General features: G+C 71.6%; 21 protein-coding genes. 5 read left to right on the plus strand and 16 right to left on the minus strand.

Features of this window, described 5'->3' with window-relative positions; translation table 11 throughout:
* Nucleotides 1-157 precede the first annotated feature (157 nt).
* The gene (locus ACIG5F_RS13060) at nt 158-1102 is read right to left on the minus strand and encodes a LysR family transcriptional regulator (RefSeq protein WP_396517841.1); all 945 of its coding nucleotides are present in this window, start codon (nt 1100-1102) and stop codon (nt 158-160) included.
* Between the two features lie 136 nt (nt 1103-1238).
* On the opposite strand from ACIG5F_RS13060, the gene ACIG5F_RS13065 reads away from it, so the two are divergent.
* Nucleotides 1239-2087 (plus strand): patatin-like phospholipase family protein, encoded by an 849-nt coding sequence (locus ACIG5F_RS13065; RefSeq protein WP_396517843.1) that lies wholly within the window; start codon nt 1239-1241, stop codon nt 2085-2087.
* Between the two features lie 18 nt (nt 2088-2105).
* Nucleotides 2106-4100, plus strand: a complete 1995-nt coding sequence (locus tag ACIG5F_RS13070; protein WP_396517844.1) for a flavin-containing monooxygenase — start codon at nt 2106-2108, stop codon at nt 4098-4100.
* 38 nt (nt 4101-4138) lie between these two features.
* Here ACIG5F_RS13070 and ACIG5F_RS13075 read toward each other — a convergent pair whose 3' ends face one another.
* The 5 genes from ACIG5F_RS13075 to ACIG5F_RS13095 all read right to left on the minus strand — a co-directional run bounded on the left by ACIG5F_RS13075 (nt 4139) and on the right by ACIG5F_RS13095 (nt 8784).
* Complete coding sequence (locus ACIG5F_RS13075; RefSeq protein WP_396517845.1) at nt 4139-5650, minus strand: methionine--tRNA ligase; 1512 nt, start codon at nt 5648-5650, stop codon at nt 4139-4141.
* A gap of 66 nt (nt 5651-5716) precedes the next feature.
* The gene (locus ACIG5F_RS13080; RefSeq protein WP_396517846.1) at nt 5717-6277 is read right to left on the minus strand and encodes a 3-isopropylmalate dehydratase; all 561 of its coding nucleotides are present in this window, start codon (nt 6275-6277) and stop codon (nt 5717-5719) included.
* Nucleotides 6274-7512 carry an aconitase/3-isopropylmalate dehydratase large subunit family protein gene (locus ACIG5F_RS13085; protein ID WP_396517847.1) on the minus strand — a complete coding sequence of 413 codons (1239 nt, stop codon included), beginning with the start codon at nt 7510-7512 and terminating at the stop codon, nt 6274-6276. The genes ACIG5F_RS13080 and ACIG5F_RS13085 overlap by 4 nt, the downstream gene beginning before the upstream one ends.
* A 1-nt stretch (nt 7513) precedes the next feature.
* Nucleotides 7514-8386 (minus strand): oxaloacetate decarboxylase, encoded by an 873-nt coding sequence (locus tag ACIG5F_RS13090; protein ID WP_396517848.1) that lies wholly within the window; start codon nt 8384-8386, stop codon nt 7514-7516.
* Nucleotides 8386-8784, minus strand: a complete 399-nt coding sequence (locus tag ACIG5F_RS13095; protein WP_396517849.1) for a hypothetical protein — start codon at nt 8782-8784, stop codon at nt 8386-8388. The genes ACIG5F_RS13090 and ACIG5F_RS13095 overlap by 1 nt, the downstream gene beginning before the upstream one ends.
* 67 nt (nt 8785-8851) lie before the next feature.
* Here ACIG5F_RS13095 and ACIG5F_RS13100 point away from each other — a divergent pair, with 67 nt between their 5' ends.
* Both ACIG5F_RS13100 and ACIG5F_RS13105 read left to right on the plus strand, forming a co-directional pair.
* Nucleotides 8852-9613, plus strand: a complete 762-nt coding sequence (locus ACIG5F_RS13100) for an IclR family transcriptional regulator (protein ID WP_396517850.1) — start codon at nt 8852-8854, stop codon at nt 9611-9613.
* Nucleotides 9614-9695: 82 nt separating this feature from the next.
* Entirely contained in the window at nt 9696-10934 is a 1239-nt protein-coding gene (locus ACIG5F_RS13105) for an FAD-dependent monooxygenase (RefSeq protein ID WP_396517851.1), read from the plus strand.
* A 49-nt stretch (nt 10935-10983) separates the two neighbouring features.
* Here ACIG5F_RS13105 and ACIG5F_RS13110 read toward each other — a convergent pair whose 3' ends face one another.
* The 6 genes from ACIG5F_RS13110 to ACIG5F_RS13135 form a co-directional block, all read right to left on the minus strand.
* Nucleotides 10984-11436, minus strand: coding sequence for a VOC family protein (locus tag ACIG5F_RS13110; protein ID WP_396517852.1), 453 nt, complete (start codon nt 11434-11436; stop codon nt 10984-10986).
* A gap of 68 nt (nt 11437-11504) precedes the next feature.
* Nucleotides 11505-12527 (minus strand): ABC transporter ATP-binding protein, encoded by a 1023-nt coding sequence (locus ACIG5F_RS13115; protein WP_396517853.1) that lies wholly within the window; start codon nt 12525-12527, stop codon nt 11505-11507.
* Entirely contained in the window at nt 12524-12922 is a 399-nt protein-coding gene (locus tag ACIG5F_RS13120) for a GntR family transcriptional regulator (RefSeq protein ID WP_396517854.1), read from the minus strand. The genes ACIG5F_RS13115 and ACIG5F_RS13120 overlap by 4 nt, the downstream gene beginning before the upstream one ends.
* A gap of 47 nt (nt 12923-12969) precedes the next feature.
* Nucleotides 12970-13947 carry a hypothetical protein gene (locus ACIG5F_RS13125; RefSeq protein ID WP_396517855.1) on the minus strand — a complete coding sequence of 326 codons (978 nt, stop codon included), beginning with the start codon at nt 13945-13947 and terminating at the stop codon, nt 12970-12972.
* Nucleotides 13944-14816 (minus strand): ABC transporter ATP-binding protein, encoded by an 873-nt coding sequence (locus ACIG5F_RS13130; RefSeq protein WP_396517856.1) that lies wholly within the window; start codon nt 14814-14816, stop codon nt 13944-13946. Before ACIG5F_RS13130 ends, ACIG5F_RS13125 begins: the two co-directional genes overlap by 4 nt.
* 135 nt (nt 14817-14951) lie before the next feature.
* Nucleotides 14952-17678 (minus strand): AAA family ATPase, encoded by a 2727-nt coding sequence (locus ACIG5F_RS13135; protein WP_396517857.1) that lies wholly within the window; start codon nt 17676-17678, stop codon nt 14952-14954.
* A 196-nt stretch (nt 17679-17874) separates the two neighbouring features.
* Here ACIG5F_RS13135 and ACIG5F_RS13140 point away from each other — a divergent pair, with 196 nt between their 5' ends.
* On the plus strand, nt 17875-20808 hold the full coding sequence (locus tag ACIG5F_RS13140; protein WP_396517858.1) for an AAA family ATPase: 2934 nt from the start codon (nt 17875-17877) through the stop codon (nt 20806-20808).
* A gap of 1 nt (nt 20809) precedes the next feature.
* On the opposite strand, the gene ACIG5F_RS13145 is transcribed toward ACIG5F_RS13140, so the two are convergent.
* Genes ACIG5F_RS13145 through ACIG5F_RS13160 form a run of 4 tightly spaced genes read right to left on the minus strand, consistent with a single transcriptional unit; the run spans nt 20810 to nt 26053 of the window.
* The gene (locus ACIG5F_RS13145; protein WP_396517859.1) at nt 20810-22366 is read right to left on the minus strand and encodes a helix-turn-helix domain-containing protein; all 1557 of its coding nucleotides are present in this window, start codon (nt 22364-22366) and stop codon (nt 20810-20812) included.
* Nucleotides 22363-23427, minus strand: a complete 1065-nt coding sequence (locus ACIG5F_RS13150; RefSeq protein WP_396517860.1) for a DUF917 domain-containing protein — start codon at nt 23425-23427, stop codon at nt 22363-22365. The genes ACIG5F_RS13145 and ACIG5F_RS13150 overlap by 4 nt, the downstream gene beginning before the upstream one ends.
* Nucleotides 23424-24518, minus strand: a complete 1095-nt coding sequence (locus ACIG5F_RS13155; protein WP_396517861.1) for a DUF917 domain-containing protein — start codon at nt 24516-24518, stop codon at nt 23424-23426. The genes ACIG5F_RS13150 and ACIG5F_RS13155 overlap by 4 nt, the downstream gene beginning before the upstream one ends.
* Entirely contained in the window at nt 24515-26053 is a 1539-nt protein-coding gene (locus tag ACIG5F_RS13160; protein ID WP_396517862.1) for a hydantoinase/oxoprolinase N-terminal domain-containing protein, read from the minus strand. The genes ACIG5F_RS13155 and ACIG5F_RS13160 overlap by 4 nt, the downstream gene beginning before the upstream one ends.
* Nucleotides 26054-26059 lie beyond the last annotated feature (6 nt).

Genomic DNA, 26059 nt, shown 5'->3' on the forward strand with positions numbered 1-26059 from the left:
TCCGACCGGAGATGCCAACCCACGAGGCCAGCACAGGAGTAAGCGAAACGTTCTCGCCGACTACGCATAGAAGGAACTGGCGATGGACTCGTCTTTCCCGACGCTGGACGGCGATACGACTCCCACGTCGAATTGGACCTCGACGGTCGTCATCCCGTCACAGCTCAAGCGGTGTAGCGAACCGATGGCGCGCGACCTCGATCGTCGGCCCGAGATCGTCGTCGGTCTCACGATCCGCCCGCCAGGCCAGGTAGGTGTCCGCGCCGGGCGTTCCGGGTGGCAGGAGTCGGATCACGACGCCGTCGCGTGTCAGGTTGCGGTGCCAGGGCGCATCCGGATTGGCGTAGGTGAAGCAACAGGCGTCGCCGTTGGCGATCAGGGCCGCGATGCCACCCGGGATCTGGTTGTCGACCACGATCCGCCCGGCCGCGGCGTCCTCGTAGGACCGCCCGGGTTCGTCGGAGTACTCGGTGTATCCCTGCACGACGAGCAGTTGCAGGCCGGCGAGGTGCTCGGGCCGGACATGCGTCAGCGAGAGATACGGCTCGCGGGCCGGCAGGGCGATCGCCGCGGTCTCGCGCAGCGCCAGCAGATATCGAAGGCGCGGATCCTGGATGCGCCGATTGACCAGGCCGAACGTCATGCGCCCGCGAAGGATCTCCTCCAGCTGGGACAGGGACAGCAACGGCTGGAGACGCACGATGGCATCCGGTTCGGCAATGCGCACGACGTCGTCCACAATCGTGCGGGCCATTGCGGGGGGAATCGACCGCATTCCGAGGAGGATCTCCCGCCGCCCGCTCGCCCGCCGTCGCATGTCCCGGACGAGACCGTCGTGTTCGGTCAGCATGTGCTGTGCACGCGGCACGAGTGCCTCACCCAGGGAGGTGAGCGTGACGCTACGGGTGGACCGGTCGAACAGCGGGCCGCCGAGCTCGACCTCAAGCTGTCGGATTGCCCGACTCAATGGCGACGACGCCATGTGCAGCGTCTCCGCGGCGCGCGAGAAGTTCAAGGTCTCGGCGACCGAGAGAAAATAGCGCAGATGACGGAGCTCCACTGCTGCAGTGTGGCACAGGGCCGCATCCGCATCACCGGTCACCTCCCCTGCACACAGCAGAAATGAACGGCAGAAATAGCGCGAGGACTCCTCACGCCGGCTGCCCGATGTGACGAAGCCGCCGGATCGGAGCCAGCACCGCAGCCCTGGCCGTGCGCGAGACGAATGGGAGTGACACATGCCTGACAACAGCCGAGCCGTCGTCCTCGGCGGCGGTGGCGTCCTCGGCCTCGCCTGGGAGCTGGGCGTGCTCGCCGGGCTGCTCGAATCCGAGGTCGATCTGAGCAGTGCCGACATGATCATCGGAACGTCGGCGGGCGCGTTCGCGGGGGTCGCGTTGACGATGGCTTCGGACCCGGACGACCTCGCTGCCTTCGCGGGGACGGACACCGAGATTCCCGCCGCGATGGATCCGGCCGTGGCTGCTGCCTACCGGCAAGCGATCGTCGAGGCCGGGGCCGACCCCTCACTGCTGGGTCGGCACATGGGCCGGATCGCGCGCCAGCATCCCGAGCCCGTCCCGTGGGCACGGCGTCGGGCAGTGGTGGAGCGACGCCTGCGCACCACGGACTGGCCGAGCGCGGCCCTCCAGATCACCGCGACCGACGCGGACACCGGCGAAGTCCACCTGTTCGACGCCGCGGGCGGGACTGCGCTCGTCGACGCGGCGGCGGCCTCGGGCGCTGTGCCAGGCATCTGGCCCGTCGAACGATTCGGCGGCCGGACCTGGATCGACGGTGGGATGGCGTCAAGCACGAACTCGGCACTGGCCGCCGGGCACGACGCGGTCGTGATCCTCGCGCCGAGCCCCGCCGGGATGGGGATGCTCCCGGGCGCCGACGCCGAGGCCGACACGCTGCGCGCGACCTCAGCCGTGAGCCTGCTGGCGCCGGACGCGGCGAGCACGGCGGCCATCGGCCCGAATCTCCTCGACCCCGCCCGCCAACACAAGGTCGCGTCCGCCGGCCGTGCCCAGGGACGCGCGGCTGCCGCCGAGGTGCTGCAGGTGTGGTCCGCCGGTCAGTAATCGAACAAAGGAACACAGATGTCCGACTCAATCCGTTCACGCTTCACCCACAACGTCGAGAAGTCGGTGGTGCACGGCGACGTGCTGCGCCGGCGCCTCGATGCGGCGGAGACGGTCAACCTCCTGCTCTCCGCAGTGCACGTCACCGGTGACACGACACTGCTCGATCGATACGGCGACCGGGTCGGACGCCTGTCGATGTACGGGCCAGGACCCGAATCGCCGGCCGAGCCAACGGCGTCTCCCGAGGTCCGCGCCGAACTGATCGACCTCCTCTGCGCCACGCTGAGCACCGATGACCAGCCCGACTACCTTCACCCGTCACCGGAACTGTTCACGCGCATGGCCCGGGTCGCCACCGGGCAGGAGTTGTCCGACCGGTACGTGCGCATGGGCATGGAGCAGGCCGGTTTTGTGCCCGACCAGCGAGCGGTCCCGCCCACGACGACGCCGCCGCGCACGCTGAACCTGGCGATCATCGGGGCCGGGATGACCGGGATCGACGCCGCGATCAAGGCGTCCGACCGCGGGTTCGACTTCGAGGTCTACGACAAGGCGTCGGGAGTCGGCGGCCTGTGGTGGTCGCAGACCTACCCCGGCGTCGCCGTGGACACCCCGTCGATCTACTACTCCCTGTCCTACGAGTTGCGGCCGGACTGGAGCAAGTTCTTCCCGGTCGGCGACGAGTACCGCAGCTACCTGACCGAACTGGCGAAGAAGTACGACCTCGCCGGCCATCTGCGATTCAACTCCGAGGTCATCCGCCTGGAGTGGCTGGAAGCGGACCAGGTCTGGGAACTGACCATTCTGGACACCGAGGAGCACACCACCAGGACGGTGCGGGCCGCCGCCGTGATCACCGCCGCCGGCCATCTCAACCGGCCCAAGTACCCGGACGTCGACGGCCGCGAGTCCTTCCGAGGGGAGTCCATCCACACTTCCCTGTGGCGAGACGTGGATCTGCGGGGCAAGCGGGTCGCGGTCGTCGGGGTCGGCGCGGCCGGCATCCAGGTGGTGGGGTCGATCGCGGGCGAAGTCGAGCATCTGACGGTTTTCCAGCGGCAGCCGCACTGGGTGGTGCCCAATCGGCTCGGCGACGGAACCGTCAGCGACAGCGAGCGCTGGCTGCGCCGCCACCTGCCCTACTACCTGCACTGGAGCCGGTTCTCCCAGCTCTACCTGATGTCCGAGACCTCCTACCGCATGAACCTCGTCGACGAGGAATGGATGGCGGCTCATCCGACGTCCATCTCACCGTCGAACGAGGCCTTCCGGCAGGAAGCCCTGAACTACATCCACGACTGCTTCGGCCGCGATTCGGAGCTGGCCCGGAAGCTGACCCCGAACTTCACGTTCGGTGGCAAGCGCCCGATCCGCGACCCCGGCGAGTTCGCCCCCGGCGGGTTCTACTGGGCCCTGGCGCAGCCGCACGTCGACCTCGTCACCGAACCGATGGCCCGGGTCGTGCCGGACGGCATCGTCACCGCCGACGGGGCCGTGACCGAGCTCGACGTGATCATCTGGGCGAGCGGCATGACGCTGGACTGGCTGTCGCCGATCGACATCGTGGGCCGTGGCGGCGTCCGCCTGAGCAGGGTGTGGGCCGACCAGAACCCCCGCACCTACCTCGGCGGGACGGTGCCGGGCTTTCCGAACCTGTTCGTCCACGACGGGCCCAACACCGGCGTCGCGACCGGAGGCGGCGGGCACAACTTCATGACCGAGACCGTCGACCACTACGTGTTCGAGTGCCTCCAGTTGCTGGTCGAGAACGGCGGCGGTGCGATCGAGGTGACGCAGGCCGCCCATGACGAGCACAACGACACCATCGAACGGGAGATGAGCAAGCTGGTGTGGACCCGCGAGCGGCGGGCCAACACCTACTACCGCAACCAGGCGGGCCGGATCATTCTCCCCAGCCCGTTCCGCGCCGAGGACTTCTGGGACATGTGCCAGAAACCGGACCGCTCGAAGTTCATCCTGAGCGCTCCCCGCACCGCAGCGGTCGACTAACCTGGAGGGCCGGCGGCGTCGGAGCCGCAGGCGCTGACTCAGTTCTCCTTGGCCTCCAGGCGTGGGAACAAGGGCGTCGGCTCACCGAGCCGGGGCCGGCCGTCGCCGAGTTGGGCGGCGACGCGGCGGGCGGCGGCGGGCAGGAACGGGGTGAGCTCGTCGGCGACGACACGGGAGGCGTGGATCAGCAGCGCCAGCACGTCGCTGAGGCGTTGGCCGGCCTCCCGGTCGCCGGCCTTCTCGGCCTTGGCCAGCGTCCACGGCTGGACCTCGCCGACGTGGCGGTTGGCCTCCTCGACGATCTTCCAGATCGCCGCGGTGGCGGTGCGGAAGTCGAAGCGGGCCATGGCGGCGTCGACGGCGGCCGGCACGGCGGAAATGGCGGCGGTCAAAGGGATGTCGGGCAGCGGCGGCAGCGGCGGAACGGCGCCGCCGCGGTACTTGTGGACCATGCTGACGGTGCGGTTGGCCAGGTTGCCGAGGCCGTTGGCCAGGTCCTCGTGGTAGCGGGCGAGCAGCCGCTCGGTGGTGAAGTCGGCGTCGCCGACCCGGGGCACGTCGCGCACCAGCCACCAGCGCAGCGCGTCGACGCCGTAGTCCTCGACGATGGCGACCGGGTCGATGGCGTTGCCGAGGCTCTTGCCGAGCTTGCGGCCCTCGACGGTCAGGTAGTCATGCACGAAGATCGTCGTCGGCAGCGGCTGTCCGGCGCTGAGCAGCATGGCCGGCCAGTACACGGCGTGGAAGCGGATGATGCCCTTGCCGATGACGTGGGTGCGCTCGTCGGACTCGACCCACCAGTGCCGGTAGCTCTCGCCGTCGGCGCCGTAGTCGAGCGCGGTGATGTAGTTGCCGAGCGCGTCCCACCACACGTAGACGACCTGGCCGGGATCGCCGGGCACCTCGATGCCCCAGCCCCGCGCGCGCTCGGTCGACCGGGAGATCGAGAAGTCCTGGAGGCCGGTCCTGATGAAGCCGAGCACCTCGTTGCGGCGGCTCTCCGGCTCGATCCGCAGCCGGCCGGACTCGATCAGCTCCCGCAGCTGGTCCTCGTACCGGGACAGCTTGAAGAACCAGTTCTCCTCGCTGACCGGGGTCGGCGGCGTGAAGTGCTCCAGGCAGTTGCCGTCGACGAGCTCGTCCTCGGTGTAGAACTGCTCGCAGCCGACGCAGTACAGACCCTGGAAGTCCTTGCGGTACAAGTCACCCCGCGCGTCGGCGGCCCGCCAGAGGCGGTCGACGCCGGCCTCGTGCCTGGGGTCGGCGCTGGTGCGGATGAAGTCGTCGAAGCTGATCTGCAACGGCTCACGCAGGCCTTCGAACGCGGCGGCGTTGCGGTCGACGAACTCCCGCGTCGGCACGCCTTCCGCCGCCGCGGCGATGGCGTTCTTCAACGAGTTGTCGTCGGTGCCGGTGAGGAAGCGGACCTCGTCGCCCCGGTGCCGCCAGTGCCGCGCCATCACGTCCGTCTGCACCAGTTCCATCGCGAAGCCCAGGTGTGGCTTGGAGTTCACGTACGGAATGGCGGTCGTGACGTATCGGCGTGGCATCGGGCCTCTCCCACTCGAGACGGGGTGAGCGGCCGATGGTATCGGCGGCCCACCCAGCCGAGCACCTCAAATACCGCCCTGGCCGGCGGCGGCCACGCCCGGGGAGCGCAGCACGGTCGCCAGCTCGGCCGGCAGGTAGCCCTGCTCGGCCAGCCGCGGCAGCACTCCCCCGCTGGCGATGATCTCCAACACCAGCTCGGGCAGCACGGGCACGGCGCCGCCGACGCCGGTGGTCTCGTTGCGCCACATGCCGGTGGACAGGTCGATGGCGGCGGTGTCGCCCTCGTGGAAGACCGAAGTCGCCGCCGGCACGGTCATCGCCGGCAGCCCGGCGTTGACGGCGTTGCGGAAGAACAGGGAGTTGAACTCCTCGGCGATCAGCGCGGCCACGCCGAGCTGGTTGAGCAGGGCGGCCACCGGACGCGAGGAGCCGAGCCCGAAGTTGCGGCCGGCGACCACGAAGTCGCCGGGCCGCACGAGATCGGTCCACCCGGGCCGCACGTGGTAGAAGACCTGCTTGGCGGCCTCGGGAAGGTCGAGTTTCATCGCGTCGGGCGGGTACATGTCGTCGGTGGTCAGGCCGTCGCCGAACACCCACACCCGGCCGGAGACCGTGAGCGCGCTCACCGGTCGGCCCCCACGATGTGGCCGGCGACGGCGGAGGCGGCGACGGTGGCCGGCGAGGCCAGGTAGATCTCGGCTTCCGGAGACCCCATCCGGCCGGTGAAGTTGCGGGTGCTTGAGGTCAGACACACCTCGCCCGGCCCCACAACGCCCATGTGGTAACCGAAACAGGCCCCGCAGGTGGCGTTGGTGACCACACCGCCGGCGTCGGCGATGTCCTGGAGGTAGCCCAGGCGCATGGCGTCCCGGTACACCCGCTGGCTGGCCGGCGTCACGATCAGCCGCACGCCGGGCGAGACCTGCTTGCCGCGCAACACATCGGCGGCGATCCGCAGGTCGTCGAGCTGGCCGTTGGCGCAGGAGCCGATGAAGGCCTGGTCGATCGTGCGCGGCTCGACCTCGCTGACCGGGATCCCGTTGCGGGACACGGTTCCCGGGCGCGCGACGTACGGCACCAGGGCCGACAGGTCGATCTCGCGGACCTCGACATAGGCGGCGTCGGGATCGGCGTGCGCCGGTTCGAAGCCGGTCACGCCCAGGGTCTCGAAGTGCTCGGCCAGCACGTCGTCGTGGGCGAACGTGGAGAAGTCGGCGGAGAGCTCGGCGCCCTGGGTGGCGATGGTTCGCCGGTCGGGCAAGGGAATTGAGGCCAGACCGGGGCCGCCGTACTCCAGGTTCATGGCGGTGGCGTCACCGAAAGCGTTGGCAATGTGCAGAAAGACGTCCTTGCCGCTGACGCCGTTGGGCAGCGCGCCTTGGAGTTCGTAGCGGATGGTCGGCGAGGCCTGGAACCACGTCCGCCCGGTGCACAGGATGGAGTAGACCTCGGCCGGCCCGAGCCCTCGCGCGGCGGTGTTGTACGCGCCGCCGGCGCAGGTGTGGCTGTCGGTGCAGGCCAGGATCTCGCCCGGCCGGGCCAGGCCGTTCTCGGCGATCACCTGGTGGCAGATGCCGTGCCGGCCGACGTCGTAGAACCGCTCGATCCCGAACTGCGCGGCGAACTTCCGCGCGTGCGGGCCGCCGGCGGCGTCCTTGACGGTCGGCGCGGGCACGGCGTGGTCCATCACGATCGCCACCCGGTCCGGGTCGGCGATCCTCAGCGGTGGCAACCACATCGTGGCGAACTGGAGGTCGATCAGCACCGTCATGTCCACGTCGACGGTGACGGTGTCGCCCGCCCGCACCTCGGCGGCGCCGGCCCGCCGGGCCAGGATCCGCTCGATCATCGTCATGCCCATCTCAGGCCCCTTTCCCTTGGTGGGCTTGGCCGAGCTCGAACCACTCCCGCATGCCGACGAGCGTGAAGAACTCCTCCGGTGTGGTCGGCAGGAACTGCTCGACGCCGATGCCCCGCAGCTGGCACAGCGCGGTCAACGCCCCGAACGCGGCCGGCGCGAGCACGGCCGAGGGGTGGATCGCGACCGCGAAACCCAGTTCCTGCAAGCGTTGCGCCGACTGCTCCGGGGTGAGGCCGCCGATCACGAGGTTGAGCAGCAGCGGCGCCTTGACCTCCTGGGCGATCCGCTCGATCTCCTGGGAACTCCGCGGGGCTTCCACGAACAGGATGTCGGCGCCCTCGGCCGCGTACCGGTTGGCGCGGGCGATCGCCTCGTCCAGGCCCAGCGGGCCACGGGCATCGGTACGGGCGATCACCAGCATCCCTTCGTCCGTGCGGGCGTCCAGCGCCGCGTGCAGCGTGCGCACGAAATCGTCGGCGCTGACCAGTTCCTTGTCCGGCAGATGCCCGCACCGCTTCGGGAAAGCCTGGTCCTCCAACTGAATCGCCGCGACGCCGGCGTCCTCGTACTCACGGACCGTGCGGATCACGTTGATGGGCGCGCCATATCCGGTGTCGGCGTCGGCCAGCAGCGGCACGTCGCCCAGCGAGCGCACCACCACCCGCGCTCGCTCCACCATCTCGGTCTGGGTCACCAATCCGATGTCGGGCAGGCCGAATCCAGCCGCCGCGACGCCGGCCCCGGTCAGGTAGGCGGCGGTCTGGCCGGTGCGCTTGGCCAGCTGGGCGCTGAGGCCGTCGAAGACACCGGGGGCGAGGACAAGTCGTTTGCTGTCAAGGAGTTCGCGCAGCCGGGCGCGGGCAGGGGTGCTCATCAGCCGATCGCCCTTCCCACCGGCTCGGCCAGCAGCGTCACCAACGGGGTGATGGCAGCCGCGTCGGCGAGCCCGAGAACGGCGTCGACGATCGCGGTGGCCCGTTCCGGGGTCGTGACGCGGTCGGCCAGAGTGTGGAACTTGGCGACGATCTCCTCGTTGGTGACGGGGTCGAGCGGGTTGCCGTGCGGGGCCTTCACCGACTCGGACTCGGTCGACCCGTCGGTGAACGTCAGCGTGACATGGGTCTGGAACCGGTCGGTCGGCGGCAGCTCGTCGATGCCCCGGTCCAGCTCGACATGGGTGCGGACTTCTTCGGGCACGTCGTCCCAGGCCAGCTCGTGGATCCAGGTCACGAGCCGCCCGGTGACTCCCTCGGGTTCGGACGCTTCGGTCATGCCCTCATTGGCCCGCACCTCCGGCCGCCCCCACCAGCTAACTTGCGTAATCTGCAAGCATGGCCCGGTGACCACGGCCCTTCGCGGCCTCCAGGTCCTGGAGGCCCTCGCCGGCATGCGCCAGCCCGCGCCCCTGCGCGCCGTCGCCACCCGCGTCGGCCTGTCGGAATCCCAGGCCTTCCGCATCCTCACGGAGCTCGAACGGGCCGGCTACCTCGAACACCTCGGCCGCACCGGCTACCGCCTCGCCAGCCGCTCCGTCGCCCTCGCCACCCTCATCGGGCCGCGCCCGGCGCTGCTCCGCGCCATCTATCCCGTGATCACGCGCCTCGCCCACACCACCGGCGAGTCGGTGGTCCTCCACCTCCGCTCCGGCGCCGCCCGCGTCCTTGTCCTCGGCGTCGCGCCACCGTCGGGCCCGGTCCTCGACCCGGCCGGCGTGCTCGGCGAGCGGTCACCGCTGGTCGCCGGGGCCAGCGGCCGGATCATCCTGGCCTTCCTGCCCGAGAGCGAGCTGGCGGCCATGGACCTCGCGGGCATCACGGCGGACCAGCTGCGGGCGATCCGCGACCGTGGCCACGAGGTTTCGCACGGCGAGAACCATCCCGGCGTCAGCGGGGTCTCCGCGCCGCTGCTGGCGTATTCGGCGTGCGAGCAGCCGACCGTCCTCGGGTCGATCACCGTCGCCGGGCCGTCGGCGCATTTCGGGACCGGCGGCCTCGCGCGGGTGCTGACACCGTTGCTCGGCGCGTGCCGAGACCTCGCGCCCCGGCTCGCCTCCATCCTGGGCCCCGACCCCGGCGCGGTGGTCACGGCGCTCGATCTCTGACGACACCGCGAAACCGCCGGTCGAAGCCCTGGATGACGGTACGATTCGGCCGCCGATCCGGGTGGGGCCAGCAGGAGGTGCGGTGAGCGACGCCAGAGTGTTGATCGCGGGGGCAAGCATCGCGGGGCCGGCGCTGGCCCACTGGCTACGCCGGCGGGGAGCCGAGGTGACCGTCGTGGAGCGGGCCCCCGAGCTGCGTCCCGGCGGGCAGGCGGTGGACGCCCGCGGCGTGACCAAGGAGGTCATCCGCCGGATGGGCCTGGACGAGGCGGTGCGCGCGGCCTGCACCGACACCGCCGGCGCGTACACAGTGGACGTCGACGGGAACGTGCTGGAGACCTTCCGCGCCGAGGACGACGGCGGCGACGGCTTCATCGCCGACATCGAGATCCTGCGCGGTGATCTGTCCCAGGTGCTCTACGACAACACCCGCGACGGTGTCGAGTACCTCTTCGGCGACCGCATCGCCGAGCTCGTCCAGGACGCCGACGGCGTCGACGTCACCTTCGCCGGCGGCGACCGGCGACGCTTCGACCTGGTGATCGGGGCCGACGGCCTGCACTCGGCGCTGCGGGCGATGGTCTTCGGTCCGCGCGAGCGGTTCATCCGCCACCTCGGGCTCGTGCTGGCCTTCTTCAGCGTGCCCAACGAGTTCGGGCTGGACCGCTGGCTGATCGACTACCAGGACCGGGTCTCCGCGCGCTCCGCCGCCCTGCGGCCCATCCGGGACGCCGCCCGGGCAATGGCCATGTTCACCTTCCCCGCCGCCGACTTCACCGTCGACCACCGCGACATCGACGGTCAGAAACGCCTGCTGCGTGCGCAGACGGCCGACATGGGCTGGTTGACGCCGCGCATCCTCGCGCACCTCGACGACACCCCCGACTTCTACCTCGACCAGGTCGCCCAGGTCGTGATGGACCGCTGGTCGAACGGCCGGGTCGCACTGATCGGCGACGCCGCGTACAGCTCGTCGCCGATGTCCGGCCAGGGCACCGGCTTGGCCCTGGTCGGCGCCTACCTCCTGGCCGGCGAACTCGCCGCCGCCGACTGGGCCCCCGACGCCGGCTTCGCCGCCTACGAGTCGCGGATGCGCTCCTTCGTCGAAGCCAACCAGGAGATCGGCCGCCTGCACGCGGAAAGCCTCGCCGTCCCCCAGCCGGCCCCAGACGCCCAGCCCGGCCCGGATGCCCTGCCGAGTGCGGAGCCCGACATGGAGGCGTTCATGGCGCTGGTCGAGCGCGCGCTCAACGGCATCGACCTGCCCGACTACGCCGGCACGCCGGACGCGGGGATATCGGAACCGTCGGCCAGGGCGTAGGCCGCCGCCTCGAGCGACCGGTGGCGACGCCGCACCCTGATGCCGGACCTCAGAGGCGGCCGAGGTCGGTGTGCTCGGGGTTCATGTCGATGGTGGACGGGTCCGCGGGCAGGGCGGTGTAGAGCCGGATCACCACACCGTCCGGTGTGGACAGTGTGATCAGCTGGCCGGCGAATCCCCTGAGCGGCGGCGAATGCTCGATGCCGACCGAGTCCAGGTGGGCGATCCACCGCGCCAGCGCGGCATCGTCGGCGACGCTGAAGGTGACGGGGTCGTAGCCGGCCATGGCCCGCGCCATCTCCGGGCTCAGGCGCAGCTCGACCGGCACGTCCAGCCCGGGCACGGCCAGGATGACCCCGAACAGCCGCCCGTCGAGGTCGTAGTGGTCCAGCCCCTCCTGCCGCCGCGCCCCCAGCGCCGTGCCGAACCATTCGACGGACGCCGCCAGGTCGCTGACCGGGAACTTCAGGTGGTGGACGCCGTCGAGCGTCGGGAAGGCCATCGCCCCTCCTAGGCGGGTCGTTGTCGGGTGAGACCCTATCGCCGATGAAGTCCTACCGGGGCGAGGGATCAGTTCCGACTGGCGGCCACGCGGCGGTCCCGGGAGGCGCGAAGATAGCCCATGACCAGGGATTCCAGGTCGGGCTGCTCGGCGGCCCAGCCGTCGGGCACGGTGTCGGCGCCGCGGACCAGGAGGGTGGCCTGGCGTTCGGTGCGGGAGGCGGAGACGACGGCGCCGGGCACGGCCGACTCCTCGGCCGGGGGACCGACGAAGACCTGGTGGTCGGCGAGCACGTCCTCGACGTCACCGACCAGCTGGACCCGGCCCTCGTCGACCAGCATCAGGTGGTCGCAAACCTCGCTGAGGTCGCTGAGCAGGTGCGAGGACATGAGCACGGTGGTGCCGCGCTCGGCGACCTCGGTCATGACGATGCGCAGCGTCTCGTCCCGGGCCAGCGGGTCGAGATCGGACAGCGGCTCGTCCAGCAGCAGCACCTTGGGCAGCCGGCCCAGGGCCAGCGCGATGGCCACCTGGGTGCGGGCGCCGGCGGACAGGGTGCGCACCTTGGCGTCGCGGTCCACGCCGGCCAGCGCGTCGAGCACCTCGTCGACGCGCGACTGCGACCACCGCTCGTTCATCGCCGCCCCGGTCCGCATGATCTCCCGGACGGTGAAGTCCGGGTAGAGCGGCCGGTGCTGGGCCAGCAACGACATGTCCGGATGCATGCGGCCCCGCACCGGCGTGCCGTGCACGCTGATCGAGCCGCTGGTGGGCTTGATCAGCCCCGCCGCCAGCGACAGCAGGGTGCTCTTGCCCGCCCCGTTCGGGCCGACCAGCGCGATCACCCGGCCCTCGGGCAGCGCGAACGAGCAGTCCGCCAGCGCCCGGGTCCGCCCGTAGCGCTTGGACAGCCCCTCGGCCCGCAGTGCAACCGGCTCCCGGGCCGCATCCTCGTGGGCCGCATCTTCCTGGGCCGCATCCTCGTGGGCCGCCGTGTCCTGCGCCATCCAGTCCTCAGCCATCCGGTCTTGGTCGTGGGCCACCTGGTCCGGGGCCGTCCCGTCCGAGGCGGACGAGTCGGTGGCGCTCATGGCTTTTCTTCTCCGATCGGGTATTGCTCGGCGCGGACGTCGTTGTAGAGGGCGTCCACGTCGTCGACCGCGAGGCCGGTGTCGGCGGCCTGGACCATCCAGTCGGCCAGCTGGACCCGCAGCGGGCCGTGCCGGTGCATGGCGTCGACGGTCAGCGACCGGGTCACGAAGGTGCCCAGGCCGCGGCGGGCCTCGACGAGTCCTTCGTGCTCCAGCTCCCGGTAGGCCTTCAGGACCGTGTTCGGATTGACCGCGGTGGCCGCCACCACCTCGCGGGCCGTGGGCAGGCGGTCGCCGGGGCCGAGCAGCCCCAGTCGCATCGCCTGCTTGGCCTGGTGGACGATCTGCAGGTAGGTGGCCACCCCGGAGCGTCGGTCGATCCGGAACTCGATCACACCGTCAGCATAATTGCTCACCTGCCCGGACTCGCCCACCTCGGCGGTCACGCCTGCCGGCGCACGGCCCAGCCGGTGGCCAGCACGAGCAGCGCGGCGAGCCCGACGAAGATCGCGGAGTCGACCAGGTGCAGGGCGCCGGAGGCGTCGGCCGGGATGATGTCGGCGAACGACTTGGCCAGGCCGTGCTGGCGGTAGCAGGTGGCGTAGTCGACGCTCGTCGAGGTGGCGTCGGTCGATCCGCAGTTGGTGTTGTAGTTGGACTGGTACGGCACCTGCGCGCCCTTGGCGTCGAGAAAGCCGTAATGGACGACGAGCGAGTACCGGCCGCCGGCCGACTCCGTCGGGTCGTCCGAGACGACTCGCTGGGCCGGCAGCAGATACCGCCGCACGGTGAACATCGCGATGCGCGCCGCGGTGAACACCGCCAGCGTCACCGTCATCCCCACCAGCGTGCGCCGGAAGGCCGCGCCGACGAACGCGCCCAGCGCGAGGGCGAACACCGTGTAGGCGACCGGCGCGGTGCTGCCGCCGTCGAAGGTGAGGTAGAAGAACGGGCCGGTGGCCAGCGGGCCCATCGCGCCGGCGGCGCTCACCCACCATTCGACCAGCAGTTGCAGCCCGAGCACCACGACCAGCGCGGGCGGCACGGTCACCGCGAACTTGCTGGCCATCCACCGGATCCGGCTCACCGACTGGGTGAAGGCCAGCACGTGCGTGCCCTGCTCCAGTTCCCGGGCGAACAGCGGCGCGCCGCAGAACATGCCGACCAGCACCGGCAGCACGGTGATGACCAGCTGCCCGGCCTTCATCCGGTCGAACCAGATGTTCTGGAAGTCGTTGACACCCTGCCGGCACAGGCTGTTCGTCTCCAGACCGCCGGCCAGGCAGACCTGGAGGCCGTGCGAGTCCACATAGGACAGCATCGAGAAGCCGAGGGCCGCCACCGCTGCCCCGCCCACCACGAGCAGGGCCAGCAAGCTGATCAGTTGGGCGCGCTGCTGGCGCCAGACGACCCAGATCACGCGGCCACCTCCTGGATCTCGTTGCGCATGTAGCCGAGGGTGAGATGTCCCAGCGTCGGCCGGTACGGCTGCCAGCCCGGCGCGCCGTCGGCCAGCGCCGAGGGCGCCAGCACCTGCTGGGCCCCGGGCGTGCGGTCGATGTCGATCACCGAGTCCGGCGGCACCGGCGGCCGGCCGTCGGGCGGGCCGACCAGCAGGACATGCCTGTCCAGCAAGGCATCGACGTCGCCGGAGAGCCGCACCCGGCCCGCCGACAGCAGCACCAGGTGGTCGCACACCCCCTCCATCTCGGTGAGCACGTGCGAGGACAGCACCACCGTGATGCCCTGCTCCCGGCTCTCCTCGACCAGGCTGCGCAGCACCGTCTCGCGGGCCAGCGGATCCAGGTCGGCCAGCGGCTCGTCGAGCAGCAGCAGCCGTGGCCGCTTGCCCAGCGCCAGCGCCAGCGCCACCCGCGTGCGCTGGCCGCCGGACAGCGTGCCCACCTTCGCCGACATCGGCACCTGCGCCCGCTCGATCAGCCCTTCCGCGTAGGCCTGGTCCCAGGTCGGGTTGGTGCGCCGGCCCAGCCGCAGCGTGTCGGCCACCGTGAACTGGGCGTAGAGCGGCTTCTGCTGGGCCAGGAAGGCCACTGCCGGGTGCAGTCCCCGGCCGCCCGGCGCGTCGCCGAAGACCGCGATCTCGCCGGCCGTGGCCCGGGTCAGCCCCGTGACCAGCCCCATCAGCGTGCTCTTGCCCGCCCCGTTCGGCCCGACCAGGGCCACCAGCCGGTTCGGCGGGATGGTCAGCGTGCAGTCACGCAGCGCCCATCCCCGCCGGTACTTCTTGCCCAGGCCCTCGGTTCGCACCGGGGGCTGCCCCTCGACCATCCGCGTCTCCCTTCAGCGCCCGGCCAGGCTAGCACGTTCCACTACTTAAATAGTGAAAGGGGGGAATGCGGCAGAGAAGCGGGGACTAGGAGACATCGGCGCAACCCTCGCGGCCAGGGCCGGCTTGCCGGGGGATCAGGGGTTTTCGCCGTGGTCGAGGGAGGTGAGGGCGTCTCGGAGACCGGCGCGGGAGGTGATGCCGAGCTTGGGGAAGACGTGGTACAGGTGCGTGCTGACGGTGCGGGGCGACAGGAGCAGGCGGGCGGCGATCTGTTTGTTGGTGAGGCCGGCGGCAGCCAGCTGGGCGACCTCGTGTTCCTGAACGGTGAGCTCGCCGCGCAGCAGGGTGGCGGGATCGGGGCGGCCGGCGGCGCGGAGGACCTGGGCGGCGCGCGAGGCCCAAGGGAGGGCGCCGAGGTCGCGGAAGGTGAGCATGGCGGCGTCGAGCTGGGCCCGGGCCTGGGTGGTGGCGCGGGCCAGGCGCAGGCGTTCGCCGTAGGCGAGTTGGATGCGGGCGAACTCGAAGCGCCAGCGAGAGGCGCCGGGGAGGGTGAGGGCCCGTTCGAAGTGGTGCAGCGCCTGAGTGTCGTCGGGGGCGGTGAGGCCGGCGGCGCCGGCGACAAGCATGGCCAAGCGGGGTGAAAGGTCGGCCACACCGGCGTCAGTGAGGGCCCGTACGTGGGCGGCGGCCTCGGCGTGACGGTTGGTCCGGACGGCGGCCTCGACGAGATCGAAAGCGCCCCACAAGGCTTGGGGCGTATGGGAACGGAGTTCGCCGGCGGGGGTGACGGCGATCGCGGAGCGGTAGGCGGCCTCGTAGTCGCCGTCGCCGAGCAACGCCAGAGTGTAGGCCTGACGGGCGGAAACGGCGGCGGCCTCCACGCCTCGGGGCGTGGCCCAGCGGATCATCTTCTCGTACAACGAGGTGGCGGTGCTCAGGTCGCCACGGCCGCCGGCCAGCAGCAGCTGGCTGTACTGGAACTGCCAGGCGATGAATCGATATCCGGTCCGTCCGCAGATGTCGAGGCCCTCGACGGCCAGCCGGGCGGCCTCGTCCCAGCGGCCGGCGAGAACGTCATCGACGGCCAGATGCATGAGCGCGGTGAGGTGGCGTCGGGTGGGCCCGCCGTCGCGTCCTTGACGCACGACTCGCCACAGGGGGTCGCGCAGGTCGCCGACGCGGTCCAGATAGCGCACGGCGGTGGCGATCCGCACGACGCGGGTCAGATCCTGTTCCTCGTAGGCGGAATCCACGATCGCGTCGACGTCGGCAAGCGCTTTCCGCCCGGTGCGGGCGGGATCGGGGAACGTCTTGGCGATCAGGGCCAGCACCGGCGAGGCAGCCGGTCCGAGGCGGTCCACCGCCAGGTGAAAGGCTTGCCAGGTCTGGAGGTTTCCGCCGTACCAGCACACGATGTTGAGGGCGTGCAGGGCGTCGTCGAGCGCGCTGTCGGCCGGGTCCTCGACGTTCTCGATGGCGTGCACCAGAACATGGGCGACCACGTCCATGCCGCCGCCGCTGCCGAGCAGGACGTAGCAGGCGGCGATGGCCGCGTGCAGGCAGCGGCCGATGTCGGGGTCGGCGAGGCGCGCCTCCTCCAGCAGGGCGGCGGCGGTGTCGAGGGCACCGGTGCCCTCGGCGCAGAGGTACGCCGCCAGAGCCAGCCGGCGACCTCGCTCCCGCGCCCCCGGACTCAGCTCGGCCGCCCGGGTCAGCGTCTCGGCGGCGCCGGCGGCGTCGCCGTCGCGCATGATCGCGTCGGCCAGATCGGCCAGCCGCGCGGCGACCTGCTCGTCCGGGTGCACGGTGGCCTCGGCGAGATGCCACGCCAGCCGTTCCGGCGACCGGCGGGGTCCGCCGGCCAACACGCGATGCGCCTCGCGGCGTTCGCTGCTCGTCGACACCGCGACCACGGCGGAGCGAATCAACGGGTGAGCGAACTCCACGGTCGTGTCGATGCGCACCAAGCCCTCGCGCTCGGCGGCGGCGAGGTCATCAATGGCCAGGTCGCCGGTTCCGTCGAGCGCGGCGAGCAACAGCAGCCGGCGGTCGGACGGGCTCAACTTCCCCATCCTGGCACCGAAAGCGGCCAGCAGGCGGGGAGTCAGCGGCAACAGGGGCGGGAGCGCCGCCAGACCCGTGGCCTGGGGTTCGGTCAGCACCGCCGGCAGTTCGAGCAGGGCGAGTGGATTGCCACGGGCCTCGGCCAGCAGTCGGCGTCGCACAACGCGCGCCAATCTTGGCGACCGCGCCGCCAACAGCTGGTTCGACGCTTCCTCGTCGAGCTCCGCCAATTCGAGCTCGGGGATTCCGTCGAGCCGTTTACGCGGGCCGGAACGGGCGACGGCCAGCAGTCCGGCCCGGCTTCCCCGCAGCCGGCGCGCGACAAAATCCAGCACACCCGCGCTGGCGTCGTCGATCAACGGAAGATCGTCGACAATGAGCACGATCGGCCGTTCGATCGCGGCCGTATTCAGCAACTCCAGCACGGCATTGCCGATCACCAGCGGCTCGGGAGCCGTTTCTGCGCTGAATCCCAGGGCCGCCTCCAGGGCGATCCGATAGGCGTCCGGCAGGCCGTTCATGGCGTCGAGAAGGGGCAAGAACGCCTGGTTGAGCGTGGCGAAGCTCACCTCGGACTCGAACTCGCCGCCCTCGGCCCGCACCACCAGAACCCCGTCGGCGGCGAGGGTATTGGCGACCGCGTCGGCCAGCGCCGATTTGCCGACTCCGGCTTCTCCGGACAGCAGGAGTGCACGGTCATTGTCGGCGTCAACGGCGAAGAAATCGCGGACGCGCGCCAGTTCGGCAGCCCGCCCAACCAATCGCACGGCCGCGCGAAACCCATCGGGCTCTCGCACCGGAAGCACACCCCCCGAACCAGTGATACACCTCGACCCGGCTCGCCGTCCACCCTTTCGGCCACGGCCGAATGCCTTATCCCGGCGACGAGCCGGCGTCCGACTATAGAGGGCGTGACCGGCCAACAAGCCATGTGATGCAGGTCACGCAACATGAAGGTTCGGTTGGGCATCTCTCCTACGGGGAGCGCCGACCGTGATCGGGGGGACGATGCTGGAACAACGGGCGGCCGGGGGCCGGGCGACGAGGCCACTGGTCGGCCGGACCGCGGAACTGAGCCACATCCGCGAGTTCTTCGCGGACACCAGCCGAACCCACCGCGTCTTCGGGGACGCCCAGATGGCCACGGTCGACGCGGACGACAGCCGGACCCTGCGCGTCTTCGGGGACGCCAGGGCCGGCGAGTCGGCCGGGGCGGACAGTCGAGCCCTGCTCGTGTTCGGGGACGCCAGGGCCGGCGAGTCGGCCAGGGTAGGCAGTCGAGCCCTGCTCGTGTTCGGGGAGGCGGGGGTCGGCAAGTCGGCACTGTTGGACGCGGCTGCCGAGGAGGCGGCGGCGGGTGGGGCGAGGGTGTTGCGGGCGGCGGGGGCGGAGTTCGAGGCGGGGTTGGGGTTCGGGGCGCTGAACCAGGCCCTGGTGGGGGCGCTGGAGGGGGTCGACGGGCTCGGTGACGTGCACCGACGGGCGCTGGAGGTGGCTCTGGGCTGCCGGGCGGGGGCGACGCCGGCGCCGCTGGTGATCTCGACCGCTACCCTGGCGCTGCTGAGGCTTCTCTCGCAGCGGCAACGGGTTCTGCTCGTGGTGGACGACGTGCAGTGGATCGACCGGGCGAGTGCGACGGTCCTGGGCTTTGTCGCCCGGCGGATCCGGGGTAGCCGGATCGGCCTGCTCGCGGCGGCCAGGAGCGGGCACGACAGCGTGCTGAGGCGGTGTGGCCTGACCGAGTTCGAGCTGGAGCGGCTGGACGAGGACTCGGCCACTCTGTTGCTGGCGGGGCGGTTTCCACGGCTCGCGCCCCGGGTGAGGCGGCGTCTGCTGGCCGAGGCGCGGGGAAACCCGTTGGCACTGCTGGAATTGCCGACGGCGCTGAGCGCGCCACAGGCCGCGGCGCAGGAGGCGCTGCCGGCGTTGCTGCCGCTGAGCCGGCGGCTCCAGGCCCTGTTCGGCGCGCGGGTGGCCACTCTCTCGGCAGCCGGCCGGCAGGTGTTGCTAACGGCCGCGCTCGACACCACCGGACGTCTCGGCGTGGTGGAGTCGGCCGCCGTTGGGAACCTGGCGGAAGCCGAGGCCGAAGGACTGGTGCGCGTCGAGGAATGCCGACGGCGCGTGGAGTTCCGGCATCCGCTGATCCGTGCGGCCGTGATCGACATGGCCACCGCCGCGGAGCGCCGCCGGGCCCACCGGGCGCTGGCCGACGCCCTGGACGCCGATCCGGAACGCCGGGCCTGGCACCTGGCCGAAGCCTCGGTACGGCTGGATGCGCAGGTGGCGGCGGCGTTGGAGCAGGCGGCCGGCCAGGCCCTGGTTCGCGGCGACGGCAACGGGGCGATCGCGTTGCTGACCCGGGCGGCCGAGCTGAGCCCGCTGGCGGTGGACAAGAGCCGGCGGCTGGCCGAGGCCGCGCACACCGGCGCGCAGGTGACCGGGGATCTGGCCACCGCGGCCAAGCTGCTGGCCGACGCGCGGCGGCTCGACCCCGATGGCCGGCAATCGCTGCGGGCGGCGGTGACAACCGTCTACCTGATGATCAACACCGACTGCACGATGGAGACCGCCTGCCGGCTGCTGCTGGACGCCATCGCCGACGGGACCCACGACTACGACGCCGAGGACCCGGCGCTGATCGCCGCCCTCGGCGCGTTGCAGGAATTCTGTTGGTACAGCGGGAAACCGGAGCTGTGGGACGCCTATCTCACCGTGGCCGGCCGCGTTCGACCCGAGCTGCCCGGGGTGTTGGGCCTCACGCTCAAGACGTACCCCGACCCGGCCCGGACCGCCCACACCGCGCTGGGCGAGGCCGACTCCGTCGTCGAAGCCGCCCACCACGACGGCGACCTGTCCCGCGTCACCTCGATCGCCTACGCCGTGACGCCGCTGGACCGCGCCGGTGACCTGCGAGAACCGCTGTGGCGGGTGGTGCGGCAGAGCCGTGAGCACGGCCCGATCCGCCGCCACATCGGCGCGTTGTCCCACCTGTGCCGGGAAAACGTCCTCACCGGCCGGTGGGACGAGGCCGCCCGGCTAGCCGACGAGGGCCTCGATGCCTGCGAGGTCGCCGGATTCCAGTTCTCCACCTGGCTTTTCCACCACATCCACATGCTGCTGGCCGGCGTTCGCGGCGACGTGGAGACGTCCAACGCGCTGTTCGACGACATCGTCGGCTGGGCCACGCCGCGCGGCGTCGGGCTCGCCGTCGCGTTCGCCCAGCACGCCAGGGCGATTTCCCTTCTGGGCAGTGGGGATTACGAAGGCGCCTATCGAGCTGCCACGGCCGTCACCCCGGCCGGGCAGCTCCCCCGGAACCAGCCGCTGGCCGTGCGCCATCCGCTCGACCTCGTCGAAGCCGCCGTCCGGTCCGGCCACCGGGCCGAGGCCTCCGCGCACGTCGCCGCCTTGCACCGCAACCACATCGCCCGTCTCTCCCCCCGGCTGGCCATGCTCGTCGGCGGCGCGTCGGCCATGTGCGCCGAAGACAACGAGCACGCGTTCTCCCTGTTCGACGCCGCCCTGGCGGTGCCCGGCGCCGGCCGCTGGCGTTTCGAGTTCGCCCGCGTTCAGCTCGCCTACGGGGAACGCCTCCGCCGGGCCAGGGCCGTTGTCGCGTCACGGGCCCCGCTCAGCGACGCCGAGGCCACCTTCGACCAGCTCGGGGCCAAGCCCTGGGCCTTGCGCGCCACCCAGGAACTCCGCGCCGCCGGCCAAGCCGTCGTCTCTCCCTCCAGCGCCCTGCTCACCGCGCAGGAGCTGGAGATCGCCCAGCTGGCCGCGTCGGGCCTGAGCAACAAGCAGATCGCCGAACGGGTTTTCGTCTCGCACCGGACCGTCGGGGCGCACCTGTACCGCATCTTCCCCAAGCTGGGAATCACCGCCCGGGCCGGCTTGCGGGACGCGTTGACCCGGGCCGGGTAGCTCACTCCGGACGGGGTTCGCGGACCTTGGGCCGCAGCGTCCGGCAGGCGAGTTCGACAGCCAACCGGTCGTCGGGGTCGCGGAGGTTGACGCCGAGCAGGCGCTGGGTGCGGGTGATGCGGTCGGAGACGGTGTTGCGGTGCAGGCCGAGGGCGGCGGCGGTGGCGACGACCGAGGACTCGTGTTCGAGGTAGACGTCGAGGGTGTTGAGCAGCAGGTCCTGGTCGGCCAGGGGCGCGAGCAGGGTGCTGGCCAGGGCCCGGGCCGACCGGGACCGGGTCCAGGCCCGGACCAGGCGGCCGACGCCGAGGGCGTCGATGTGGGCGACGAGGGCGTCGTGGCCGGGGTCGGAGACGGTGGGATCGACCGACAGGGCGGCCTCGCGGGCCTCTTCGACGGTGCGGCCGAGACCACCGGTACCGGCGGCGGCCCGGCCGACACCGGCGGCGATCTCGATGCGGGAACCCAAGTGCCCCAAGGCATCCCGGACGGATCCGAGCAGCAGGTTGACGTCGGCCGGGGACGGCTCGGACTTGCCGGTGTGCCAGGCGACCCAGCCGTCGGACTGCTCGACGAGCGGACCGCCGATGCCGCTGTCCTCCAGGGCCCGCAGCACCTCGTCGCGGTCGGCGAGGTTGTCGGCCGGGGATTCGTTGAGGCGCCGCAGATAGATGCCGATGTGCCAGCCGTCGAGCCGCCAGCCGAGGATGGCGGCCCGGTGCCGCACGACGGCGCCGGCATCCTCCCGCAGGCGCAGGAGATCGGCCAGCAGGGTGGTGCGGGCGCGGGCGTCGCGTTCGGCGTCGAGCCGCTGGGTGGCCAGCCAGGCCAGCACCCACGGCTCGGCGGCGGACAGCACGGCCTGGGCGATCTCGATCATCGTCACGGCCGGCTGCCGCAGCGCGGCGACTATCCACAGTGGAGCGGAGCCGGCGATCACCGGGTGGATGACGTAGGTGGTCTCGTCCTCGGTGACGACCTGGGGCAGCGTGAGATCACGCCGGAAGGCCGACGGCGAGTGGCCGCCGGTGACGAGCTCACCGTCGGCGCTCAACGCCGACACCGGCGCGGACAGCACCTCGGACGCGGTCTTGGTGACGGAGCTGAGGCTGTCGACCTGCCCCCGAATCCGCCGCACGAACCGGAGAACGTGTTCGGAGCGCACGACTTCCGGGGTGCTGACCAGCTGGGCCAGGCGCAGCGCGACGTCGTGCGGGCTGGCCGCCTCGGCCAGCAGCACCAGCGGCAGGCCGAGGCGTTCGGCCAGCAAGATGCTGGTGGCCAAGGGATCCCGCCGCCCGGCCGGCAGCACGAGGCCGGCGACCTCGGCCAGGGCGCAGCGCCGGATGCCGGCCTCCACCTGCCAGCCGGTGGCGTCCTCCAGCCCGGCCACGACGATCAGGTCCCCGCCGCCGAGCCCGGCGGCGTCGACGCTGGGCCGCACGGTCACCCTGCGCACCACACCGTCCAGGGCCGCGCCCCCGACGACTCGCGCGCCGTCCAGTGCCGGATGCGCCACCAGTTGGCGCAGCGACACCGGTTCGTGACTGCCCTTCACCAGCTCGCCCTCCTGGGATCGGCGTCCAGGCCGTAGGCCCGAGGCCCGAATCGCTGCACGATGTCCTTCTGCCACAACCGGTCCGGCACCGGCAGGGCCAGCGCGACCACCTCGTGCCCGCGCCGCACCTGGCTGGTCTGGATGGGCTGCAACGTGTGCGCGTCCAGCAGGCACACCACGTCCGGCGTGGTGACCACCACCTCGCCGTCGTGCAGCACCATCGTGTACTCGTTCTGCATCTCGACCCGCAGCACGTGCTGGCCGTCGGCGATGCGCACCGCGACGCTGCCGCTGGCGAAAGCCCGGCCGGTGTAGCGGTAGACCTCGAGAACCGTGCCCTGGCCGAGGAAAACGCCGCCGAGCCGGTCGGCCAGCGCCGCGCCGTCGTCGCCGCCCTCGGAGCCGATCCGGTGCTGGCGGCCGAGCTCCAGCGCCGCGGTCACGGTGCCGGGCAACATGATCTCCCGGAACCGGGGGGCGCGGATGGCCGGATAGGCCAGCGCGGCCCAGCCGCCGAGGCCAGTGAGCGCGCCGCGCAGCACCCGCTCGGCGGTGTGGGCGTCGACGCCGTCGACCACCATCGCCGCGCCATGGGCCTCTGCGCACACCCACGCGCCGAGCAGATCCTCACGCGCGGCAACGGTCTGGTCCAGACGGGAGAAGGCCCGGCCCATCAGGTCCCCGTCCACCACGGGCTTTCCGGTCTGGGCGGCGGCGATGAACGGGAACAACGCGTTGCTGCCGCCGATCTCCAGCAGCGCGATCGCGTCCATGGTGACGCCGAGGTACTTCTCGGCCATGGCCACGCAGCGGCTCAGCTCGTCGCCGGCCGGCAGCTTCTCCACGGCCACCGAGGCGGTCGAGCCGGCGGCGCACAGGGTCAGCACCCAGCCGTCGGCCAGCTCGTCGGCGTCGATCATGCTCAGCCGCCGGCCGTCGGTGAGTTCCTTGGCCAGCCACAATCCGCTGAGCTGGGCGTCGCCACCGCCACCGGAGCCGAGCAGGGCCGCGCCACGGCGCAGCGCGTCCACGTCGTCCAGCCCCAGGGAGGTTGTCGTCACTCGAGTTCCTCGACCGGCGTGAAGTCGAGATCCAGCCCGAACTGCCGCGGCCCGAACACGGCCAGCGCCTCGGGGGTGCGCATGATCGGCGGCGCGGAGACGGCGAACACGGTGACCCGCTGGCCGTAGCGCAGCGCCTCGGTGGTGATCGGCTCGGCGGTCTCGGTGTCCAGCACGGTGATCAGGTCGGGCACCACCACCCGCACCCGTCCGTCCACAGTGGCCACCAGGTGCTCGTTCTGGAAGGCAAGCGACAGCACGGAATCCCCGCCGAAGGCCTGGATCAGCGCCTTGCCCCGGGCGAAGCCGCCGGTGGTCCGCCGCTCGACGTCGACGATCCGGCCGCGGAACACCGGCCGGGCGTGCTCGTACATGGTGTCCTTGAACAGCGCCACCAGCGCCTCGAACGGATCGACGTGCCGGTCGCGCGACTCCCGCAGGCAGCGGCCGATGCGCAGGGCCAGGGTGATCGTGCCGGGCACGGCCGTGCGTCGGACATCCTTGCCGGACATGGGAAACAGCGCGATGCTGGCGGTGCCGCCCATCTGCACGGTCACGCCGCGGGCCAGCCGTTCCAGCCGCTTGTTGTCGGCCCCGGTGTCGATCACGCCGCGTTCGTCGTGCGCGCCGCTGAAGGCCAGCGGCGAGCCGGAAACCCCGTACACGCCGAAGGTCTGCATCTGCAGCTCCGGGAACGCCCGCCCCATGCCGTCGGCGTCGATCACCGGCAGCCCGAGCTGGGCCCCGACCAGCAGCGGCACCATCGAGTTGGAGCCGCCGCACTCGATCGGCATGGTCGCGTCGGCCGAACGCCCGAGGTGCTCCTCCAGGGTGCGCAGCGCGAGGCTGGGTTCGTTGCCCCGCGGGAGTTTCTCCACCCGCACGGTCGGCGCGCCCATGCCGGCGCTGGGAATCACCAGGGCGTCGTCGGCGATCTCGCTCGGGTCGAGCAGCTGGACCCGGCGGCCCTGCCGGTACTCCTGCTCCACCAACAGCCGGCCCAGGTACGGGTCGCCGCCACCGCCGGTGCCCAGCAGGGCCGCGCCGCGCGCGATGTCGGGGAGGTCCTCGGCGGTCAGCTCGCGGCTCACACCGGCCCCGCCATCATCAGGTCGCCGACGGCCTTGACCCGGATCCGGGTGGCGTTGCCGGGCAGGTAGGCGATCGGCACCTCGTCCACGTCGACGATCTCCACCCGGTTCGGGTCGGCGCCGCCGGCGACCGCGCGGTCCACCGCCTCCTGCTTGGCCTCGTCCAGCACGGCGTCCCGACGCCCGGGCTGCAACGGGTAGATGCGGTCGACCTCGCCGCCGACCTGCGCGATGGCCGCCCCGATGGCGTTGGCCACCGCGAAGTGCTCCGTGCGGTGCACGGCCCCGACGCCGGCCAGGTCGTCGGGCACCAGGAAACCGCCGCCGCCGACCACGACGATGGGCGGCAGCTCGTGCGAGGTGCGCATCCGGTCGATCACCTCGCTGATCTTGGCCTCGATGGCGGCCAGCGCGTCCCGCACGAAGTCGGCGGTCAGGTGCCGCACGCGTTCGGCGTCCCCGATGTCCAGCGCGCCGGCGGCGACGCCGATGTCGGTGGCGGTCAGCACGTCGCCGCCGAACACCAGCGCCTTCTGGGTGAGCCGGTAGCCGACGCTGTCCGGGCCGACCTGGTCCCCGCGAACCAGAGACCCGCCGCCGAGCCCGATCGACACCACGTCGGGCATCCGGAAGTTGGTGCGCACGCCGGCCACGATCACCTCGGTGGCCGCCTCCCGGGGGAATCCCCGTTGCAGCACACCGACATCGGTGGTGGTGCCGCCGACGTCGACCACCACGCAGTCGGACAGACCGGACAGGAAGGCCGCGCCCCGCATGGAGTTGGTCGGCCCGGAGGCGAAGGTGGCGACCGGGTAGCGCCGGGCGTACTCGATCTCCATCAGCGTGCCGTCGTTCTGGCTCAGATAGAGCGGGGCCTGGATGCCGGCCCCGCGCACGGCGGCGGCCAGGCCGTCGACGATCTGCACGGCCATCTCGCCCAGGGCGGCGTTGATGATGGTGGCGTTCTCCCGTTGCAGCATGCCGAGCCGGCCGATCTCGTGCGACAGGCTGACCACCAGCTCCGGCGCCTCGGCGGCGATGATCTCCGCCGCGCGCAGCTCGTGGTCGGCGCTGACCGGCGAGAACACCGAGGAGACGGCGACGCCGCGCACGCCGTGCTCGCGCATGTCGGCGACGGCGGCCCGGATCTCGGCCTCGTCGAGGTCGGAGATGGTCTGCCCGTCGTACTCGAAACCGCCGTGGCACAGGTAGGAACGCCCGCGCACGGCCTTCACCAGCGACTCCGGCCAGTCCACCATCGGCGGCAGCGCGGCGGTGGCCGGCAGCCCGAAGCGCAGCGCGGCGGTGGGGGCCAGCCGGTTGGCCTCGACGAGGGCGTTGATGAAATGGGTGGTGCCGATCATCACCGCGCGCACGTCGGCCAGCCGGGCGTGGGTCTCGAGCTCTCTCAGCGCGGCCACGATGCCGGAGGTGACGTCCTCCGTGGTCAGGGTCTTGACCGCCGCGATGACCTTGGTCCCGTCCATCAGGACGGCGTCGGTGTTGGTGCCCCCGACGTCGATGCCGACACGCATCCGGCC

Source organism: Kutzneria sp. NPDC052558, from assembly GCF_044547355.1.
Classification (GTDB): domain Bacteria; phylum Actinomycetota; class Actinomycetes; order Mycobacteriales; family Pseudonocardiaceae; genus Kutzneria.

Excerpts from the sequence above, each read along its gene's own strand:
- ACIG5F_RS13065 (WP_396517843.1), top strand. The coding sequence starts at position 1,239 with ATGCCTGACAACAGCCGAGCCGTCGTCCTCGGCGGCGGTGGCGTCCTC.
- ACIG5F_RS13070 (WP_396517844.1), top strand. The coding sequence starts at position 2,106 with ATGTCCGACTCAATCCGTTCACGCTTCACCCACAACGTCGAGAAGTCG.
- ACIG5F_RS13075 (WP_396517845.1), bottom strand. The coding sequence starts at position 5,650 with ATGCCACGCCGATACGTCACGACCGCCATTCCGTACGTGAACTCCAAG.
- ACIG5F_RS13085 (WP_396517847.1), bottom strand. The coding sequence starts at position 7,512 with ATGGGCATGACGATGATCGAGCGGATCCTGGCCCGGCGGGCCGGCGCC.
- ACIG5F_RS13090 (WP_396517848.1), bottom strand. The coding sequence starts at position 8,386 with ATGAGCACCCCTGCCCGCGCCCGGCTGCGCGAACTCCTTGACAGCAAA.
- ACIG5F_RS13095 (WP_396517849.1), bottom strand. The coding sequence starts at position 8,784 with ATGACCGAAGCGTCCGAACCCGAGGGAGTCACCGGGCGGCTCGTGACC.
- ACIG5F_RS13110 (WP_396517852.1), bottom strand. The coding sequence starts at position 11,436 with ATGGCCTTCCCGACGCTCGACGGCGTCCACCACCTGAAGTTCCCGGTC.
- ACIG5F_RS13115 (WP_396517853.1), bottom strand. The coding sequence starts at position 12,527 with ATGAGCGCCACCGACTCGTCCGCCTCGGACGGGACGGCCCCGGACCAG.
- ACIG5F_RS13130 (WP_396517856.1), bottom strand. The coding sequence starts at position 14,816 with ATGGTCGAGGGGCAGCCCCCGGTGCGAACCGAGGGCCTGGGCAAGAAG.
- ACIG5F_RS13160 (WP_396517862.1), bottom strand. The coding sequence starts at position 26,053 with ATGCGTGTCGGCATCGACGTCGGGGGCACCAACACCGACGCCGTCCTG.